Origin of the sequence: Nonomuraea zeae (genome assembly GCF_005889725.1) — a bacterium.
GTDB classification, from domain to species: domain Bacteria; phylum Actinomycetota; class Actinomycetes; order Streptosporangiales; family Streptosporangiaceae; genus Nonomuraea; species Nonomuraea zeae.
In genome coordinates this window covers 22,727-39,690 of the sequence record NZ_VCKX01000031.1, presented here as the reverse complement: position 1 = coordinate 39,690, position 16,964 = coordinate 22,727, and the positions used below count along the sequence as shown (strand labels likewise).

Annotated in this window: 15 protein-coding genes; 6 read left to right on the top strand and 9 right to left on the bottom strand. The window is 72.1% G+C overall.

Features of this window, described 5'->3' with window-relative positions:
• Positions 1 to 54: 54 nt before the first annotated feature.
• From ETD85_RS13145 to ETD85_RS13125, 5 genes are read right to left on the bottom strand one after another with little or no spacing between them, the layout of a single operon-like run.
• The gene (locus ETD85_RS13145) at positions 55 to 753 is read right to left on the bottom strand and encodes an HAD family hydrolase (RefSeq protein ID WP_138689953.1); all 699 of its coding nucleotides are present in this window, start codon (positions 751 to 753) and stop codon (positions 55 to 57) included.
• Positions 743 to 1,816, bottom strand: a complete 1,074-nt coding sequence (locus ETD85_RS13140) for an ABC transporter ATP-binding protein (RefSeq protein WP_138689952.1) — start codon at positions 1,814 to 1,816, stop codon at positions 743 to 745. The genes ETD85_RS13145 and ETD85_RS13140 overlap by 11 nt, the downstream gene beginning before the upstream one ends.
• Positions 1,813 to 2,655 carry an ABC transporter permease gene (locus ETD85_RS13135; protein WP_138689951.1) on the bottom strand — a complete coding sequence of 281 codons (843 nt, stop codon included), beginning with the start codon at positions 2,653 to 2,655 and terminating at the stop codon, positions 1,813 to 1,815. Before ETD85_RS13135 ends, ETD85_RS13140 begins: the two co-directional genes overlap by 4 nt.
• On the bottom strand, positions 2,643 to 3,467 hold the full coding sequence (locus tag ETD85_RS13130) for an ABC transporter permease (protein WP_138689950.1): 825 nt from the start codon (positions 3,465 to 3,467) through the stop codon (positions 2,643 to 2,645). Before ETD85_RS13130 ends, ETD85_RS13135 begins: the two co-directional genes overlap by 13 nt.
• Positions 3,464 to 4,618: an ABC transporter substrate-binding protein gene (locus tag ETD85_RS13125; RefSeq protein ID WP_138689949.1), complete on the bottom strand. Its 1,155-nt coding sequence runs from the start codon at positions 4,616 to 4,618 to the stop codon at positions 3,464 to 3,466. Before ETD85_RS13125 ends, ETD85_RS13130 begins: the two co-directional genes overlap by 4 nt.
• Positions 4,619 to 4,730: 112 nt before the next feature.
• Here ETD85_RS13125 and ETD85_RS13120 point away from each other — a divergent pair, with 112 nt between their 5' ends.
• The 3 genes from ETD85_RS13120 (at position 4,731) to ETD85_RS13110 (ending at position 9,494) form a co-directional block, all read left to right on the top strand.
• Positions 4,731 to 5,477, top strand: coding sequence for a GntR family transcriptional regulator (locus tag ETD85_RS13120; protein ID WP_138689948.1), 747 nt, complete (start codon positions 4,731 to 4,733; stop codon positions 5,475 to 5,477).
• Between the two features lie 79 nt (positions 5,478 to 5,556).
• Complete coding sequence (locus ETD85_RS13115) at positions 5,557 to 5,823, top strand: DUF6504 family protein (RefSeq protein ID WP_138689947.1); 267 nt, start codon at positions 5,557 to 5,559, stop codon at positions 5,821 to 5,823.
• Positions 5,823 to 9,494 (top strand): DNA polymerase III subunit alpha, encoded by a 3,672-nt coding sequence (locus ETD85_RS13110; protein WP_206058279.1) that lies wholly within the window; start codon positions 5,823 to 5,825, stop codon positions 9,492 to 9,494. Before ETD85_RS13115 ends, ETD85_RS13110 begins: the two co-directional genes overlap by 1 nt.
• 26 nt (positions 9,495 to 9,520) lie before the next feature.
• Here the strand turns inward: ETD85_RS13110 and ETD85_RS13105 are convergent, their stop codons facing one another.
• Both ETD85_RS13105 and ETD85_RS13100 read right to left on the bottom strand, forming a co-directional pair.
• Positions 9,521 to 10,234, bottom strand: coding sequence for a DUF4328 domain-containing protein (locus tag ETD85_RS13105; RefSeq protein ID WP_138689946.1), 714 nt, complete (start codon positions 10,232 to 10,234; stop codon positions 9,521 to 9,523).
• Positions 10,235 to 10,280: 46 nt separating this feature from the next.
• Positions 10,281 to 10,928 carry a response regulator gene (locus ETD85_RS13100; protein WP_138689945.1) on the bottom strand — a complete coding sequence of 216 codons (648 nt, stop codon included), beginning with the start codon at positions 10,926 to 10,928 and terminating at the stop codon, positions 10,281 to 10,283.
• 92 nt (positions 10,929 to 11,020) lie between these two features.
• On the opposite strand from ETD85_RS13100, the gene ETD85_RS13095 reads away from it, so the two are divergent.
• Entirely contained in the window at positions 11,021 to 11,698 is a 678-nt protein-coding gene (locus ETD85_RS13095) for an ABC transporter ATP-binding protein (protein WP_138689944.1), read from the top strand.
• Entirely contained in the window at positions 11,695 to 13,632 is a 1,938-nt protein-coding gene (locus ETD85_RS13090; protein ID WP_138689943.1) for an FtsX-like permease family protein, read from the top strand. Before ETD85_RS13095 ends, ETD85_RS13090 begins: the two co-directional genes overlap by 4 nt.
• 48 nt (positions 13,633 to 13,680) lie before the next feature.
• Here ETD85_RS13090 and ETD85_RS13085 read toward each other — a convergent pair whose 3' ends face one another.
• Complete coding sequence (locus tag ETD85_RS13085; RefSeq protein WP_138689942.1) at positions 13,681 to 14,682, bottom strand: LLM class F420-dependent oxidoreductase; 1,002 nt, start codon at positions 14,680 to 14,682, stop codon at positions 13,681 to 13,683.
• A gap of 148 nt (positions 14,683 to 14,830) precedes the next feature.
• Here ETD85_RS13085 and ETD85_RS13080 point away from each other — a divergent pair, with 148 nt between their 5' ends.
• The gene (locus ETD85_RS13080; protein ID WP_240779122.1) at positions 14,831 to 16,195 is read left to right on the top strand and encodes a sulfatase family protein; all 1,365 of its coding nucleotides are present in this window, start codon (positions 14,831 to 14,833) and stop codon (positions 16,193 to 16,195) included.
• A gap of 20 nt (positions 16,196 to 16,215) precedes the next feature.
• Here ETD85_RS13080 and ETD85_RS13075 read toward each other — a convergent pair whose 3' ends face one another.
• Entirely contained in the window at positions 16,216 to 16,917 is a 702-nt protein-coding gene (locus ETD85_RS13075; RefSeq protein ID WP_138689940.1) for a FadR/GntR family transcriptional regulator, read from the bottom strand.
• Positions 16,918 to 16,964 lie beyond the last annotated feature (47 nt).

Here is a 16,964-nt window from a genome sequence, read left to right as displayed (position 1 = left end):
CGCAGGCCTGGCGGCACCCGCCCTTCCCGGACAGGATCCTGCGCGGCCGACGGCTCAGAAGTTTCGTGGCTGACGAATTCGAGCCGGCTCATCCATGGATCCCTCGTGACCGGCTCTCCACGCGCGTATGGAGCGCAGCGACGGAAGCCCCTTCTCGGGGCTCGCGACCAGCACCCGGCACCCCGCCGCCCTGGCTGCGGCGATCCCGGCCGGGCTGTCCTCGATGGCCACGCATCGCGAGGGCGTGACCCCGAGCCGCCGGGCCGCCTCCAGGTAGGGGTCCGGCCAGGGCTTGCCCCGCGAGGTGTCCTCATTGGCGATGACCAGGTCGAACGCGTGCCCCAGCCGCGGCAGCACCAGCTCCACGATGCTCCGGGGGGAGGCGCTGACCAGGGCGGTGGGGATGGCGGTGGCGGCGAGCCCGGCCAGCAGCTCCGGCGCGCCCGGCATGATCGTCACCTCCCGCCCGACCCGGTCGGCGAACGCGCCGGTGAGCCGCTCCACGAGCCCGGCCGAGCCGGCCGACCCCGCCGAGCCCGTCCGGGCAGGGGTGGAGGGGTGGGGGCGGAGCAGGTGGAGTGCCACGTCCTCGATCGTCCGCCCCTGGACGTGGGGAAGGTCGGCGGGCCCGAGCGGCCGCCCAAGAGAGGCGGCGACGTCGGCGACCGCCTCCCACCACAGCCCCTCGGTGTCCACCAGCGTGCCGTCCATGTCCAGCAGGACGGCGGCGAGCCCCGCGAGGTCAGACGGCATCGGCGGCGATGACGGGTACGGGGACCGTGACCGTGCGCGCCGCCACCAGGACCGGGCGCTCCACCAGCCGGACCGTGACGCGCGCCCCCGGCCCGAGCCGGGCCGCCTCGTGTCCGGGCACGTCCGCGAGCACCTCGCCGCCCTCCACGGCCACCCTGAGCCGGACCGAGGAGCCGCGGAAGGACGCGGCGAGCACCTCGGCGGGACCGTCGGCCGCAGGGACGATCCGCACCGCCTCCGGACGGATCAGCACGTCCACGGACGGATCCGCGGGAGGCGGCCCGTCCAGCGGGAGGAGCTGGCCGAGCACCGTGACCTGGTCCCCGGAGACGCGCCCGGCCAGATGGTTCATGGTGCCGACGAACTCGGCCACGAACGGCGTGGCCGGCCGGTCGTACACCTCGGCGGGTGCCCCCACCTGCTCCAGCCGCCCGTCCCGCAGCACCGCCACCCGGTCGGCGATGGACAGCGCCTCCTCCTGGTCGTGCGTGACGAAGATGGTGGTGATGCCGAGGTCGAGCTGGAGCCGCCGGATCTCCTCGCGCAGCGCCACCCGCACCTTGGCGTCCAGCGCCGACAGCGGCTCGTCCAGCAGCAGGACGCGCGGCTCCAGCGCGAGCGCGCGGGCCAGGGCGACGCGCTGCTGCTGGCCGCCGGAGAGCTGGTGCGGGTAGCGGTCGGCGTGGGTGGGCAGGCCGACGAGTTCGAGGAGCTCGTCCGCCTTCGCCCGCCGCGCGGCCACGGGCACCTTGCGTACGCGCAGGCCGAAGGCGACGTTGTCGCGGGCGTTCAGGTTGGGGAAGAGGGAGTACGACTGGAAGACCATGCCCGCGTCCCGCTTGCTGGCCGGGACGTCCGTGATGTCCTGGCCATCCACCAGCACCGCACCGGAGTCCGGCCGCTCGAACCCGGCCACGCACCGCAGCGCGGTCGTCTTGCCGCACCCCGACGGCCCCAGCAGGGCGACGAACTCGCCGGGTGAGACGGTCAGGTCGAAACCGTCCAGTGCCACGGTCTTGCCGAACACCCGCCGCAGCCCGCGGAACTCCACCGATGCCGTCATTTCCCCTTCTCCTTCCCGAAAATGGTGGACACGGCGAGCAGCAGCAGCCAGATGAGCAGGAGGCTGAGGATGGAGACCGCGACCGAGAGCTGGCCCTTGGAGCCGGAGACCGTCACGATCCACACCGCGAACGGCTCGTAGCCCAGCAGGCTCGCGACGGTGTACTCGCCCAGCACCAGCGCCAGCGTCAGGAACGACGCGCTGGCCAGCGCCGAGCGCAGGTTGGGCACGATCACCCGCACCAGCACGTACGGCCACGACGCCCCCAGGTTGCGCGCCGCCTCCACCAGCGTCCGCACGTCCATCGTGCGCAGCCCCGCGTCCAGCGACCGGTACACGAACGGCAGCACCAGCACCACGTACGCCAGCACCAGCACCACGGGGAACGCCGGGTCCTGCATCGCGATCAGCGTGCCCCAGAACGGGGTGGGCGCGAGCGCCTCGGTCCCGTTGCGCAGCGACGTGCCGATCCCGGCCACGAACGTGATCGGCGGCACCACCAGCGGCACCGTGCACAGCACCTCCATGACGGGCCGCAGCCGGGGCGCGAAGAGCCGTACGGCCAGCATCGCGGGCAGCGCGAGCAGCAGCACCAGCACGATGGTCGCGGCCGCCAGCGACAGCGACAGCGCCAGCGAGCGGATGAAGCCCTCGGCCGTCAGCAGCTCGCCGTAGGCCGACAGCGAGACCCCGGCGGTCGGCGTGTAGACCGTGTACCAGAGCGAAGCGCCCAGCGGGATGAGGAAATAGGCCGCGGCCAGCAGGAACACCACCCCGCGCCACACCCTCGGCCGGGCGGCGGTCCCCGAGACGCGCTCCAGGCCGGTCAGTGCAACCATCGGGAGCTCCTCTTCTGCAGCGGCAGGTAGATCGCCATCACCAGCCCGGCCACGACGACCATGTCGAGGCTGAGCGCCAGCGCGATGTTCTCGTAGCCGATCAGCACGTCTCCGGTGAGCGCGCTGGCGATCTTCAGCGTGACGAGCGGCACGACGGTGCCGACCATGGCGTTCGCGGTGGCGTACGCGGAGAAGGCCGAGCCGAACAGCAGGACCACGCCGCCGAGCATCGCGGGCGTCAGCACGGGCAGCGCCACGAAGCGCCAGTAGTGCCAGGCGGTGGCGCCGCTGTTGGCCGCCGCCTCGCGCCACTGCGGCCGCAGCCCGTCCAGCGCCGGCGCCATGACCAGCACCATCAGCGGGACCGAGAAGTACAGGTAGACCACGGCCAGGCCCCAGAAGGTGTACAGCGCCCCCGAGGGGAGCCCGGCCAGGCCGCTGATCACGCCGGAGTTGCCGAGCGTGGCGATCCAGAAGAAGGCCAGCGGCACGCCGCCGAAGTTGGCCAGCACGCCGGAGGCCGTCAGCACGGCCTCGCGCAGCAGGGTGAAGCGGGAGGTCACGACGGCGTAGGCGAGGAACGTGCCCAGCACCGCCCCGAGCAGCGCCACCACCGCGGACAGCTTGACGCTGCCGATCATGGCGGTGAGGTAGCCGCCCTGCAGGCTCTGCGACAGGTTGGCCAGGCTCGGCCGCCCCTGCGCCGTGAACGCCCCCGCCACCAGCGCGATGGCGGGGACGCCGAACACGAACGCGAAGAACGCCAGCAGCGGCAGCGCGCCCAGCCAGCCCCTCGAACGGGAGCGGGTCATCCCGAGATGGCGGCGTCCCAGCCGCTGGCCAGCTTGGCCTTGGCCGCGTCCACCTGCTCGGTCGTGGGGAACTCGGGCGTGCCCTCCACCGCGGGCAGCTTCTCCGCCAGCGCCTTGTCCACGGTGCCGTCGGCGGTCATGACGGGCAGCAGGACAGGACGGGCGAAGCCCTTGAGGAAGAGGTTCTGGCCCTCGGCGCTGTAGAGGTATTCCTGCCACAGGCGCGCGGCGGCCGGATGCGGGGCGTCCTTGTTGATCGCCTGGGCGTACATCTGGAAGTACTTGCCGTCGGTGGGTACGTTGACCTTCCAGTCGAGGCCCTTGGGCGTCATCTGGGGCGCGTAGGCGGCGTTGTTGTAGTCCCAGTCGATGCTGATCTGGGTCTCGCCCTTCTCGATGGTGGCGGGCGTGGTCTCCACCGGGTTGTAGTTGCCGGCGTCCTTCAGCTTCTTGAAGAACTCGATGCCGGGCTGGATGTCGGCGAAGGATCCGCCGCTCGCGATGGAGGCCGCGTACACGCCGGCGAAGGCCGAGCCGGACTTGGTCGGGTTGCCGTTCATCGCGACCTTGCCCTTGTACTCGGGCTTGAGCAGGTCGGCGAAGCTCGTCGGGCAGGTGGCGATCTTCTTCGCGTCGCAGCCGATGGACACGTAGCCGCCGTAGTCGTTGACCCAGAGCCCGGTGGCCTCCTTCTGCCCCTCGGGGATCTTGTCGAACGTCTGCACCTTGTACGGGGCGAACAGCCCCTCCTTGGCGCCGCTGATCGCGAACGACTGGCCGAGGTCCAGCACGTCGGGGGCGCGGTCCTGGCCCTTGCGGGTCTTCACGGCGTTGATCTCGTCCGCGCTGGCCGCGTCGGGGGTCTCGCTCTCGATCTTGATGCCGTACTTGGCCTGGAACTTCTCGATGATCTCGCCGTAGTTGGCCCAGTCGGGGGGCAGGGCGATGACGTGCAGGTTCCCCTCCTTCTTGGCCGCCTCGACGAGCTTGTCGAATCCGCCGAAGTCGGCGGCGGAGGCGGCGGTCGCCGCGTTCACCCCGCCCTCCGACGCCTGGGTGGTCTGCTGGGTGCTGGGGGCGGCGCCGCAGGCCGCGGTGACTACGGTAAGGGCTGCTACAACGCCGGCCGAACGGGCGCGAGGTGTGAACACGACGCCTCCACTTTCCAGGGGGTGTGGAAAGAACTTAGGGGAACTTGTACAAACAAGCGAGCACTAGTAAGTCGCATAAATATTGCTCTTTCGTGAATTGGAAGGGTCGGGGATGGTTGCCCGCTATGAACGGATCGCTGATGAGCTGCGGGATGAGATCCTCGCCGGCGCGCATCCGGTCGGTTCCCAGCTGCCGAGCGAGTCCGAGCTGGCCGGGCGCTTCGGCGCGGCCCGCGGGACCGTGCGCCAGGCGGTGGCCGTGCTGGCCGCCGAGGGCTTGGTCGGCTCCCGGCAGGGGGCCAGGCGCATCGTGCTCGGCAACGCGCGCAGCCAGAGCTTCGCCGAGCTGCACAGCTTCGCCCAGTGGGCGCGCGCCAACGGCCACCGCTTCGGCGGCCAGGTGATCGAGCAGCGCCGCAGGCGCGCGAGCGGCGCCGAGTCCGCCAGGCTCGGCCCGGGAGAGGTGCTGGAGGTGCTGCGCCTGCGCTCGCTGGAGGGCGAGCCGGTGCTGGTCGAGCGGACGGTCTACGCCGGGTGGGTGGCCGGGGCCGTGGAGGGGCTGCCGGCCGGCTGCGAGTCGGTCACCGAGGCGTTGTACGACTCGATCGGGCTGGTGTTCGCCTATGGCGAGCACCTCATCGACGCGGTCCCCGCGGGCGCGCAGGACGCCCGGCTGCTGGGGGTGCGCCGGGGCAGCCCGCTCCTGCGGCAGCGCAGGACCACGACCACGCACGAGGGCAGGCCGGTGGAGTCGTCGGACGACCGCTACCGCGCAGGCAGCGTGACCTTCAGCATCCGCAACTCGATCGGCGCCAACCCGCTCGTCCGGCGGGCGGGCGACTTGCGTTTCGGGGGCTGAGAACATATGTTCGAGTCATAAGCACCCGTCTTCCCCCGGGTGGCTCAGCATACGGACCAGAGCCGCGGGGAGAAGCGACTTGAGCAGACTCTATGGCGATCCGATAGAGGTGTGGACGAGGGACGGGGAGCCGACTCAGTTCGTCTGGCGCGACCGGCTCTATCTCGTTCGCAACGTCCTCGACCACTGGGTGGTCGCGCGTGAGTGGTGGAAGACCGGCGAGGGAGATCCCGGCGAGCGCCAGTTCTGGCGGGTGGAGGCCAGCCCGGGGCGCGAGCCGGGCTCGTACGAGCTGAGATACGACACCGCCAGCAACGGCTGGCTGCTGTTGCGGGCGTGGGACTGATGGCGCCCCCCTTCGCGCACCTCAACGTGTGCTCGGCGTACTCCATGCGCTACGGCACCGCCTTCCCGCAGGCGCTGGTGAAGCGGGCGGCCGAGCACGGGATGGACATCCTGGCGCTGACCGACCGCGACGGGCTCTACGGCGCGATCAAGCACGCCCAGGCGTGCGCGGAGGCCGGGATCGCCCCGGTCTTCGGCGTGAACCTGGCGCTCGACGCCCCCGCCTCGCCCTTCAGCCCGGTGCCCGGCATCCAGACGCCCAGGCCCAGGACCGGACCCGAGGCCGAGGACCGCGTCACGGTGCTGGCCCGCTCCGGCGGCTGGTCCCGGCTGTGCCGCCTGGTCACGGCCGCGCACCGCGCCGGCGACCGCGGCGCGCCCAAGGTGACCCGCGAGCTGGTCGGCGAATGGGCGGGCGGCCCGGGGGAGGGGCGCGGCGGCGAGTACGGCCTCGGCGACGAGGACGGCCTCGTGGTGCTGCTCGGCCCCCGGTCCGACGTGGGCCGCGCGGTGGCCGCGCGGCGCGACGAGCAGGCCAGGACGCTGCTCGGGCTGTGGCGCTCCGCGGTGCCGGGCGTGGTGATCGAGCTGGTCGACCAGTACGGCTTCCGCGACGCGATCACGGCCGTCCGCATGCTCGGCCTGGCCGAGTCCATGGGCGTGCCGGCCGTGCTGACCAACGCCGCCCGCTACCTCGACCCGGCCGACCACCAGGTGGGCGACGTGCTCGACGCGGCCCGCCAGCTCGTCCCGCTGCACCCGCGCCACCTGGAACGCACCACTTCGCACGCCTATCTCAAGAGCACCAAGGAGATGTGGCAGGTGGCGGCCAAGGTCTGCGGCGCGGACCAGGAGCGGGTCGCGCGGCTGCTGCTCACCACCAGGCGGCTGGCCGAGGCGTGCTCGATCGAGCCGGCCGAGCTGCTCGCGCTGAAGAACGACCCGCCCAACCTGCACCTGCCCGAGATCGGCCGTGACCCGGTGCCGCTGCTGCGCCACCGGGTCGAGGACGGGCTGCTCAGGCGCGGGCTCGGCCGCTCGGGCGACGCCAGGGAACGCCTCAGGGCGGAGCTGGCCATCATCGAGAAGAAGCGCCTGTCCGGATATTTCATAGCCGTGGCCGGCATCACGGACATGATCCGCGGCATGGGCATCCGCTGCGCCATCCGCGGCTCGGGCGCGGGCAGCCTGGTCAACTACCTCATCGGCATCGGCGAGGTGAACCCGCTCGAACACGGCCTGCTCATGGAGCGCTTCCTCTCGGAGGGCCGCATCGGGCTGCCGGACATCGACGTGGACGTCGAGTCCGCCCGCAGGCTCGACTGCTACCAGGCCATCTTCGAGCGGTACGGCGAGGCGCGGGTGGCCTGCGTGTCGATGATGGAGACCTACCGGGCGCGCAGCGCCATCCGCGACGTCGCGGGGGCGATGGGCCTGCCCCCGCACGAGATCGACGCGATCGCGAAGGCGTTCCCGCACATCAGGGCCAGGCAGATCACCGCGTCCCTGAACGACCTGCCGGAGCTGCGCGAGAGCCGGCTGGGGGAGGCCGGGCTGGACCGGGTGTTCCGGCTGGCTGAGAAGCTCGACGGGCTGCCCAGGCACATCGCGCTGCACCCGTGCGGCGTGCTGATCGGCAACTCGGGGCTGCACGACAGGACGCCGGTGGAGCGCAGCATGCTGGAGTTCCCGATGTCGCAGTTCGACAAGGACGACGTGGAGGAGGCCGGGCTGCTCAAGCTCGACGTGCTGGGCGTGCGGATGCAGTCCGCCCTGGCGTACGCGCTGAGCGAGATCAAGCGGGTGGACGACGTCGTGGTGGAGCTGGACGCGCAGCAGGGCGGCGACCCGGACGTCCAGTACGTGCCGCACGACGACCAGGACACCTACGACATGATCTGCGCCTCCCGCACCCTCGGCTGCTTCCAGATCGAGTCGCCGGGGCAGCGGGAGCTGGTCGCCAAGCTGGAGCCGCGCAGGATGCACGACCTGATCGTGGACATCTCGCTGTTCAGGCCGGGGCCGGTCAACTCCGACATGGTCACCCCCTACCTGGAGGCCAGGCACGGGTGGCGGCAGCCGTACTACCCGCACGAGAGGCTGCGGGAGGCGCTGAAGGAGACGCACGGCGTCGTGGTGTTCCACGAGCAGGTGCTGAAGATCATCTCGGTGATGACCGGACGGGACCTGTCGTTCGCCGAGAAGCTGCGGCGCACGCTGGCCACGCCGGAGGGGCGGACGCGGGTGCGCAAGACGTTCGTGCCCCTGGCCAAGGCCGGCGGCTTCGACGACGCGGCGGTGGAGCGGGCCTGGCAGGTGCTGGATGCGTTCGGGGCGTTCGGGTTCTGCAAGGCGCACGCGGCGGCGTTCGCGCTGCCCACGTACCAGTCGGCGTGGCTCAAGCGGCATCACGCGGCGGCGTTCTTCGCGGGGGTGCTCACGCACGAGCCCGGCATGTACCCGCCGCGGGTCATCATCGACGAGGCCAGGCAGTGCGGCGTCAAGATCCTGCAGCTCGACATCAACAAGTCGGGCAAGGACTGGCGGGTGGAGCGGCTCGGGCCGCGCGTCCAGGTGCGGGTGCGCGCCTCGGCCCTGGGCGGCTCCTCCCCGGCGGAGGCGCAGCGCCGGGTCAGAGACTTCAAGATCGGGGAGATCGGCAGGGGGTACGCGTTGCGGGTGCCGTTCTCGGCGATCAAGGGGGTGAGCGAGGCCGAGGTCGAGCGCATGGTCGCCGGGCAGCCGTACACGTCGCTGGCCGACTTCTGGGACCGGGCCCGGCCCTCGCGGCCCACGATCGAGCGGATCGTCCAGGTCGGCGGCCTGGACGCGCTGCACGACCTGCACCCGGGCGGCCCTCGATGGCGTCCGGGCGAGCTGACGAGGCGCGACCTGATCGCCCAGGTCGGGGCGCTCGACCGGGCCTCGGCGATCGGCGTGCGGGCGGGCCCGCGCAAGTCCAAGCGCTACACCTCGCACCTGGACCTGTCCTCGCGGCCCGCCGCCCAGCCGGCCGTGCAGCTCCCGCTGGGTTTCAGCGAGCACCTGCCGCCCGGCGAGCTGCCCGAGATGACGGAGACGGAGATGGTCGAGGCCGAGCTGGAGATCCTCGGCATCGACATCAGCCGGCACGTCATCAGCTTCCACGACGAGCTGCTCGACGCGCTCGGAGTGGTCAGGTCCAGAGACCTGCTCGCGCAGCGCAACGGGGCGGAGGTGCTGGTGGCGGGGGTCAAGGTGGCGACGCAGACCCCGGCGGTGCGCTCCGGCCAGCGCGTCATCTTCACCACGCTCGACGACTCGACGGGGCCGATCGACCTGACGTTCTTCGAGTCGGTGCAGGGCCGGTGCGCGGCGACGGTGTTCGGCTCGTGGCTCGTGCTGGCCAAGGGGGTGGTCCGGCGCACGGGCACCCGCGCGGTGTCGATGCGCGCCGTCGACTGCTGGAACCTGACGGACCTGGACGCGCTGTGGCGCGCCCAGGGCGTCGAGGCGGTCCGCGCCGTGCTCACCCGCTCTCCCGAGGAGCTCGCGGGGGTCGGCGGACGCAAGATCGAGTACGCCAACGGCTACCGGCTCTCGCCCTACTCCGACCTCGGCCCGGCCATCGCCGAGCCGCCCAGGAAGCTCTGGCACGCCAGCCAGGGCAGCTCGGGCCCGACGGCCGCCTAGCTCGTCCTAGCCCGTCCTAGCCCGTCCTAGCCCGTGTGCCCGATCGGCGTGGTGCCCGTGGACGGATGGGGCGAGAAGGCGCGTACGGCCTCGGGCTCGGCCCGGCTGGAGCGGGCGGCCAGCTGGAGCCGGGTCAGCTCGCGTACGGTGCTCGCGCACAGCAGGGCGGCCACCGCCGAGCAGGCCAGCTCGGGCACCCCCACCCCCGTCAGATCACCGGCGGACGCGTCGAGCGGCAGCCGGATCGTGACCAGCGCGAGCGTGGCCAGCCAGCTCAGCCACCACCCGGCCAGCAGCGCGAGCCAGCGACCCCGCTGCCCGGCCGGCGGCCTGGTGCCGCGCCACACCTCGTCGACCAGCACCGCGGGCGCGACCAGGTTGTAGCCGGGGATCAGCCAGGCGGCCGCCACCGGGCCGGAGGCGGCCGAGCGGTCGTTGGCCTGCCTGGCCCGCACCAGCCAGGTCACGTAGGCGGCGGCCGCCGCGATCGAGGTGCCCGCCACCAGCATCATCAGCACCGCGAACGTCGTCACCGCCCCTACCACCGCCTCAGCGTCCGCGCCCTGCGGCCGGCCGCCGAACGCGGCGAGCTGGGCGGCGAGCCGGCGGCCGCGGGACAGCTCGAAGATCACGAGAGCGGCGAGGGAGACCACGTGGGCGGCAAGCGCCACATATACGGCGGAGGCGGCTCTGGTAGGCAGGGTCTGGGTGTAGCGCACGTTGTTCTCCCCCCGGGCCATGCGCTGAGGCTCTGATTCACTTGTATCCCGCGAGCCCCGCTGTTAATCAGCTCACCACGCCGGATTCCCACGCCCAAGCTGCGATTTCAACTCGATTGCGGACACCGAGCTTGGCCTGGATGCTGCCCAGGTGCGTCTTGACGGTCGAGAGCGACACGAACAGCTCCCCGGCCACCTCCTGGTTGGTGCGTCCCCTGGCCACCAGGCGCACGACGTCCAGCTCGCGGTCGGTCAGCGGGTCGGTCGCCGGCGGCGCGGCCCGCCGGGGCTGGGCCAGGTGCTGCAACAGCCGTACGGTCACCGACGGCGACACCAGCGCGTCCCCCGCCGCGGCCGCCCTGACGGCCTCGATCAGCAGCGTGGGCCCGCTGTCCTTGAGCAGGAAGCCGGTGGCGCCCGAGCGCAGCGCGCCGTAGACGTACTCGTCCAGGTCGAACGTCGTGACGATGACCACCCGCAGCGGGTGCTCCACCCCGGGCCCGGCCAGGACCCTGGTCACCTCCAGCCCGTCGAGCTTGGGCATCCGGATGTCGAGCAGGCAAACGTCCGGCCTGAGCCGCCGGGCCTCGGACACCGCCTCCGCGCCGTCGGCCACCGCGGCGACGACCTCCATGTCCGGTTGAGCGTCCAAAATCATCTGGAAGCCGGTGCGCACCAGTTGCTGGTCGTCGGCGATGAGAACCCGAATAGTCACGGTCCCAACTCTAAGGATCAGCCGTTCGGCCGAGGCGGTTATGGTCGCACGGCCGATCCGCCGGACCCCGCGCCGCCGCGAGGCTGGACGCCATGAACGACGTGCTTGTTGGACGAGCCCTGACCAAGCGGTTCGGGCAGACGGTCGCCCTGGGCGGCGTGGACATCGCGATACGTGCCGGCGAAGCCGTGGCGATCATGGGCCCCAGCGGCTCCGGCAAGTCGACCCTGCTGCACTGCCTGGCCGGGATCATGAAGCCGGACGCGGGCGAGGTGCACCTGCTCGGCCAGCGCATCGACGCCATGGGCGAGCGCAAGCGCAGCGCGCTGCGCCGCACCCGCTTCGGCTTCGTCTTCCAGTTCGGCCAGCTCCTGCCCGAGCTGCCCGCGGAGGAGAACGTGGCGCTCCCGCTCATGCTGGGCGGCGTGGCGCGGGCCCAGGCGGTACACCAGGCGCGCGAGTGGTTCGCGCCCCTCGGCCTGCAGAGCATGGAGTCCAGGCGGCCGGGCGAGCTGTCCGGCGGCCAGGCGCAGCGGGTGGCCATCGCCAGGGCGCTGGTGAGCAGGCCGGCCGTGGTGTTCGCCGACGAGCCCACGGGGGCGCTCGACCAGCGCACCGGCCAGGACACGATGCGCCTGCTCGTGGAGGCGACCAGGCACAACGACGCCTCCCTGATCGTGGTCACCCATGACCCGAACGTGGCCGGCTGGTGCGACCGCACGGTCGAGGTCCGCGACGGCCGGCTTCTCGCGGGCGGGGTGCCCGCGTGAACCTCGGCCTGGCCTGGCGGCTGCTCAGAGGCGGAGGCCGCAAGGGAATGCTCGGCACCTGGCTCACGCTGGGGGCCGTCGCCGTGTCCACGGCGCTGCTGCTGTTCGCCGTGGCCGCGAACTCCGCCTTCGAGGCCAGGGCCGAGCGCGGCGCCTGGCGCAACCCCGTACCAGCGCGGTCCGGCGCGGATGCGGTGGCGATCGAGGCGCAACGCTACGACTTCGTCCGCGACCAGGCGATCACGGTCGTCGACCTGGCCGCGCTCGGCCCGGCGCCCGCGCCGCCCGGCATGCCGCGCTTCCCCGCGCCCGGCGAGGTGTGGCTGTCGCCCGCCCTGGCCGAGCTGGCCAAGGAGCTGCCCGCCGACCAGCTCGCCAAGCGCTACCCGGATCCCGCGGGCGTGCTCGGCGAGGCGGCGCTGGTCCATCCGGACGAGCTGGTCGCGGTCGTCGGTCACGAGCCGGCCGCCCCGGAGATGACCGCGCCGCGCAGCGACGACTGGATCATCGCCAAGCCGCCGGTCAAGGTGTCCGGCCTGGCGGGCACGCCGAGCGAGGACGCGGAGGCCTACCGCGTGCTCACGCTCATCGCGAGCGTGCTCATGGTGGTGCCGCTGCTGGTCTTCGGCGGCGCCGCGGCCCGGCTCACGGTGGCCAGGCGCGACCAGCGGCTGGCCGCGCTCAGGCTGATCGGCGCGACGCCCGGCCAGGTGGCCGGGATGACCGTGGCGGAGGCAGTGATCGTGGCGCTGGCCGGGGCGCTCGCGGGGGCCGCCGCCTTCGCCCTGGCCGTGCCGCCGCTGTCCGGCATCGAGATGCAGGGCGGCCCGTGGTTCGTCTCCGACCTGTTCCCCGCCCCGCTGTACCTGGCCGCGGTGCTGGTGGCGGTGCCGCTGCTGGTGGGGCTGTCGGCGGTGGTGGGCCTGCGGCGCGTCGTGGTCAGCCCGCTCGGCGTGGCCAAGCGGGAGACCCCGCCCGCCATGCGGTTCGTCCGGGTGGTCGCCCTGCTGGCCGTGCTGGCCGTCTTCCCGATGCTGAGCAGGGGATCCAGCGTCGCGATCATCGCGGTCGCGCTCGGCCTGGCCTTCCTGTGCATCAACCTGGCCGGCCCGTGGGTGGTCGGGCTGATCGGCCGGATCACCGCGGCCGGCGCGCGCAAGCCCGCCCGGCTGCTGGCGGGCCGCCGCCTGGTGGACGATCCGCGCTCGGCCTGGCGCACGGTGAGCGGCGTGGCCATGACCGGCTTCGTGGCGGGCTTCCTCGGCCTGCTCAGCCCGGGCGTGTTCGGCGACGGGGCCGCGCCGCCCCAGCTCCGCGTCACCGCGCCGGCCGGGCAGGTGGCGCAGGTGAGCGGGCAGGCCCGCGAACGGCTGGCGGCGGCCGGGGTCCCGGCCACCGTGAAGTTCTCGAAGAACGTCGTCGTCGCGGCCCTGGGCAGCGGCGCCGATCCGGCCGTCATCGACCGGGCGCGCACCGCGCTGGCCGGGATCGTGCCCGGCCGCACGCCCACGAGCGAGGCCGACGACCAGCGCTTCGGCACCCAGATCCTGGCCGACGTCCGGGTGGGGACGATCGTGGTGCTGTCGGTGTCGTTCCTGGTGGCCATCGCCAGTGCGGGGATCACGGCGGCGTCGTCCGTCCTGGACCGGCGGCAGACGTACGGGCTGCTGCGGCTGGCGGGCACGCCGCTGGAGGTGCTGGACCGGGCCAGGCGCGCGGAGACGCTCATCCCGCTGACCGTGATGGGCGGCGGGGCGATCCTGGTGGGGGTGTTCTGCGGGCTGCCGTTCATGCTGGGCTCGGTGAGCGCGATCGGGGTGATCACGCTGGTGGGCTGCGTGGTCGCCGGGTTCGCCGGGGTGATCGGGGCGGGCGCGCTGAGCAGGCCCCTGCTGCGGTCGGTCACCGCCGACCCGGCGCCCCGCCCCGACTGACCCGGTGCCGTCAGCCGAGCCTTCGATCGAGCCTGTCGATGGGGCCCGTCAGCCGAGAACCAGGTCGCGGACCAGTTTCAGCGAGGGCTCGTCGCGCGGGCCCATCACCAGCAGGCTCGTGACCGGGCTCTTGTGCCAGAGCTCGAGGCGTTCCTTGATCCGGCCGGGCGGGCCGACGAGCGAGATGCCGTCGGCCAGCTCGTCCGGGATCGCCTTGAACGCCTCGTCCTTGCGTCCGGCCAGGTAGAGGGCCTGGATGTGCTCGGCGGCCTCGGCGTAGCCCATCCTGCCGATGATGTCGGCGTGGAAGTTGCGCTGCTTGGCCCCCATCCCGCCGATGTAGAGCGTGAGCATCATCTTCACCCCGTCCAGCGCGGCCCGCACGTCGTCGGAGATCACCACCATCACCATGGCGGCCACGTCGAAGCCCTCGGCGGCGCCGGACAGCGCCTCGCCGTACATCTCCTCGATCTTGGCGGGGAACGCGAACAACGGCAGCCAGCCCTGGGCCAGCTCGGCCGCCAGGGCGACGTTCTTGGGGCCCTCCGCCCCGAGATAGAGCGGGATTTCCCGGCGGAGCGGATGCGTGATGAGCTTGAGCGGTTTGCCGAGGCCGCCGGACAGCGGCAGCGGATAGTGCGGGCCGTCGCTGGTGACCGGCTCCTCGCGCCGCCACACCTGGCGCATGATGTCCACGTACTCACGCGTCCTGGCCAGGGGCTTGGCGAACGGCTGGCCGTACCAGCCCTCCACGACCTGCGGCCCCGAGGCGCCGACGCCGAGCAGCAGGCGGCCGCCGGTGAGGTGGTCGAGGGTCATGGCGGTCATGGCGGTCGTGACGGGCGGTCTGGCCGAGATCTGGGCGATGGAGGTGCCCAGCTTGATGCGGCTCGTACGCGCTCCGTACCAGGCCAGTGGCGTGAACACGTCGCTGCCGTACGCCTCGGCCGTCCACACCGAGTCGTAGCCGAGCCGCTCGGCGGCCAGCACCGACTCGGTCGCGTCGTCGCCGTGCCGCTGCCAGTAGCCGAGATTGAGGCCAAGTTTCATAGGACACCTCCCGAATTAAGTTCTATTACGGCGGAGGCGGTCCTAAGTGTCAATGGAGGACCTTCCGGGGAAGTCACACTCTGTGGTCAAGGCTCTCTGTCGACTCGCCTGCCTGCTGGTTCTCCTGATGCCGGCGGCGGAGTCGACTATGGCCAACGGCGATGCCCGGCCGAACATCGTGCTCATCATGGCCGACGACCTGGAGAGCGGCACGCTGCCGTACTTCCCGAACATCACGCGCGAGCTCGTCGCCCAGGGCACCTCGTTCGACCGGTTCTTCGTGACGAACTCCTGGTGCTGCCCGTCCAGGGCGTCGATCCTGCGCTCCCAGTACGTCCACAGTCACGGCGTGCTGACCAACACCGCGCCGGAAGGCGGGTTCGACCGTTTCCACACGCTGGATCTGGAACGTTCCACGATCGGCACCTGGATGCAGCAGGCCGGCTACCGCACCGGGCTCATGGGCAAGTTCCTCAACCACTATCCGGGGCGCACCGCCGACGAGACGTACGTGCCGCCGGGGTGGAACCAGTGGGACGTGCCGGTGCACGCCCTCTACGAGGAGTACGGCTACCGGCTCAACGAGAACGGCGGCCTGTTCGACTACGGCTGGTCGGAGCGGGACTACCTGTCGGACGTGCTGGCGCAGAAGGCCCGCGACTTCATCGCCGGGTCGCAGACGCCGTTCTTCCTCTACCTGGCGCCGGTCGGCCCGCACAATCCGGCCAATCCCGCCATCCGGCACGCCGGCGCCTTCCCGACGGCCATGGCGCCGCGGACGCCGTCGTTCAACCAGGAGGACGTGAGCGCCGAGCCGCTCTGGCTGCGGAGCAGGCCGCAGCTCTCCGGGCCCGCCCTGGAAGGCGTGGACGAGCGCTACCGCGCCAGGCTGCGGGCCATGCTCGGCGTGGACGACCTGGTCGGCTCCGTGGTCCAGGCGCTGCGGGAGTCGGGCAAGCTCGGCAACACCTACATCTTCTTCACCTCTGACAACGGCTTCCATCTCGGTACGCACCGCCTCAAGCAGGGCAAGACCACTCCGTTCGAGGAGGCGATCAGGGTGCCGCTCGTGGTGCGCGGGCCGGGCATCAAGGCAGGCGCCACGATCAACCAGATGGGCGCCACCGTGGACCTGGCGCCGACGTTCACCGAGCTGGGCGGGGCCACGGCGGCGCCGTTCGCCGAGGGGCGGTCGCTGGCGCCGCTGCTGCGGGGCAGGCCGCCCGCGGAGTGGCGGAAGAACGTGCTGGTCGAGTTCAGCCGGCCGGCGAACAGGTCGTCGGCCGCCCAGACGCCGGTGCCGGCGTATCAGGCCCTGCGGACGGACCGGTACACGTACGTGCGTTACGAGACGGGCGAGACGCAACTCTACGACCTCAGCACCGATCCCTACCAGCTGCACAACCTGGCGGCGAGCGCCGATCCCGTGCTGCTGGCCAATCTCCAGACGCGGCTGGCGGCGATGGCGGCCTGCTCGGGGCCCACCTGCCGGCAGGCCGACCTCCACCAGTGACCGGCGCCGGTGACCGGACGTCAGCGATCGAACAGTGACGGATAGGCGTGGGCCAGATGGTCGGACACGGCGCGTACGGCGTCGTCGGCGTCCCCGCCGCCGATGGCCTGGAGGATGCGCACGTGGTCGGCCCGCAGGACCGACGTGTCGCCCAGGCGCCGCACCGCTTCGACCGAATATTTCCGCATCGAGTCGCGGAGTGAGCGCATGATGGCGGCGATGAGCCGGTTGCCCGACGCGTCCGCGATCGCGCAGTGGAAGGCAGTGTCGTGCTCCACGAACTCCTCGGCCGTCCTGGCCGCGTCCATCCCGGCCAGCGCGGCGGCGAGCTCGGAGGTGTCGGCCCCGGCGGCGGCCGCCTGCGCGGCGGCCCACTGCTCGATCATGTGCCGGGTGTCGATGACCTCGCGCATCTCCAGGTTGGCCAGCCCGAGGTGCAGCCGCAGCAGGTCCGTCAGCGCGGAGTCGGGCCGCGAGGTCAGCACGGCGCCCGCGTCAGGACCCCGGCCCACCTGCGAGGACACCACGCCGAGGGTCTCCAGCACGCGCATGGCCTCGCGTACCGACGAGCGGCTGACACCGAGCTGCTCGGCGAGCTGGCGTTCGGCGGGCAGCCGGTCGCCCACGGTCAGGCCGTCCTCGGCGATGCGCCGCTCGATCTGTGCGAGCACGTCCTCGAACGTCCGGGTTCGCTTGACGGGCCGCCAGCCGCTGCCGTCCAACGAAGCCTCCCTCGTGGTGGCCGGAAAGGATGGTGTTAGGTATGGTC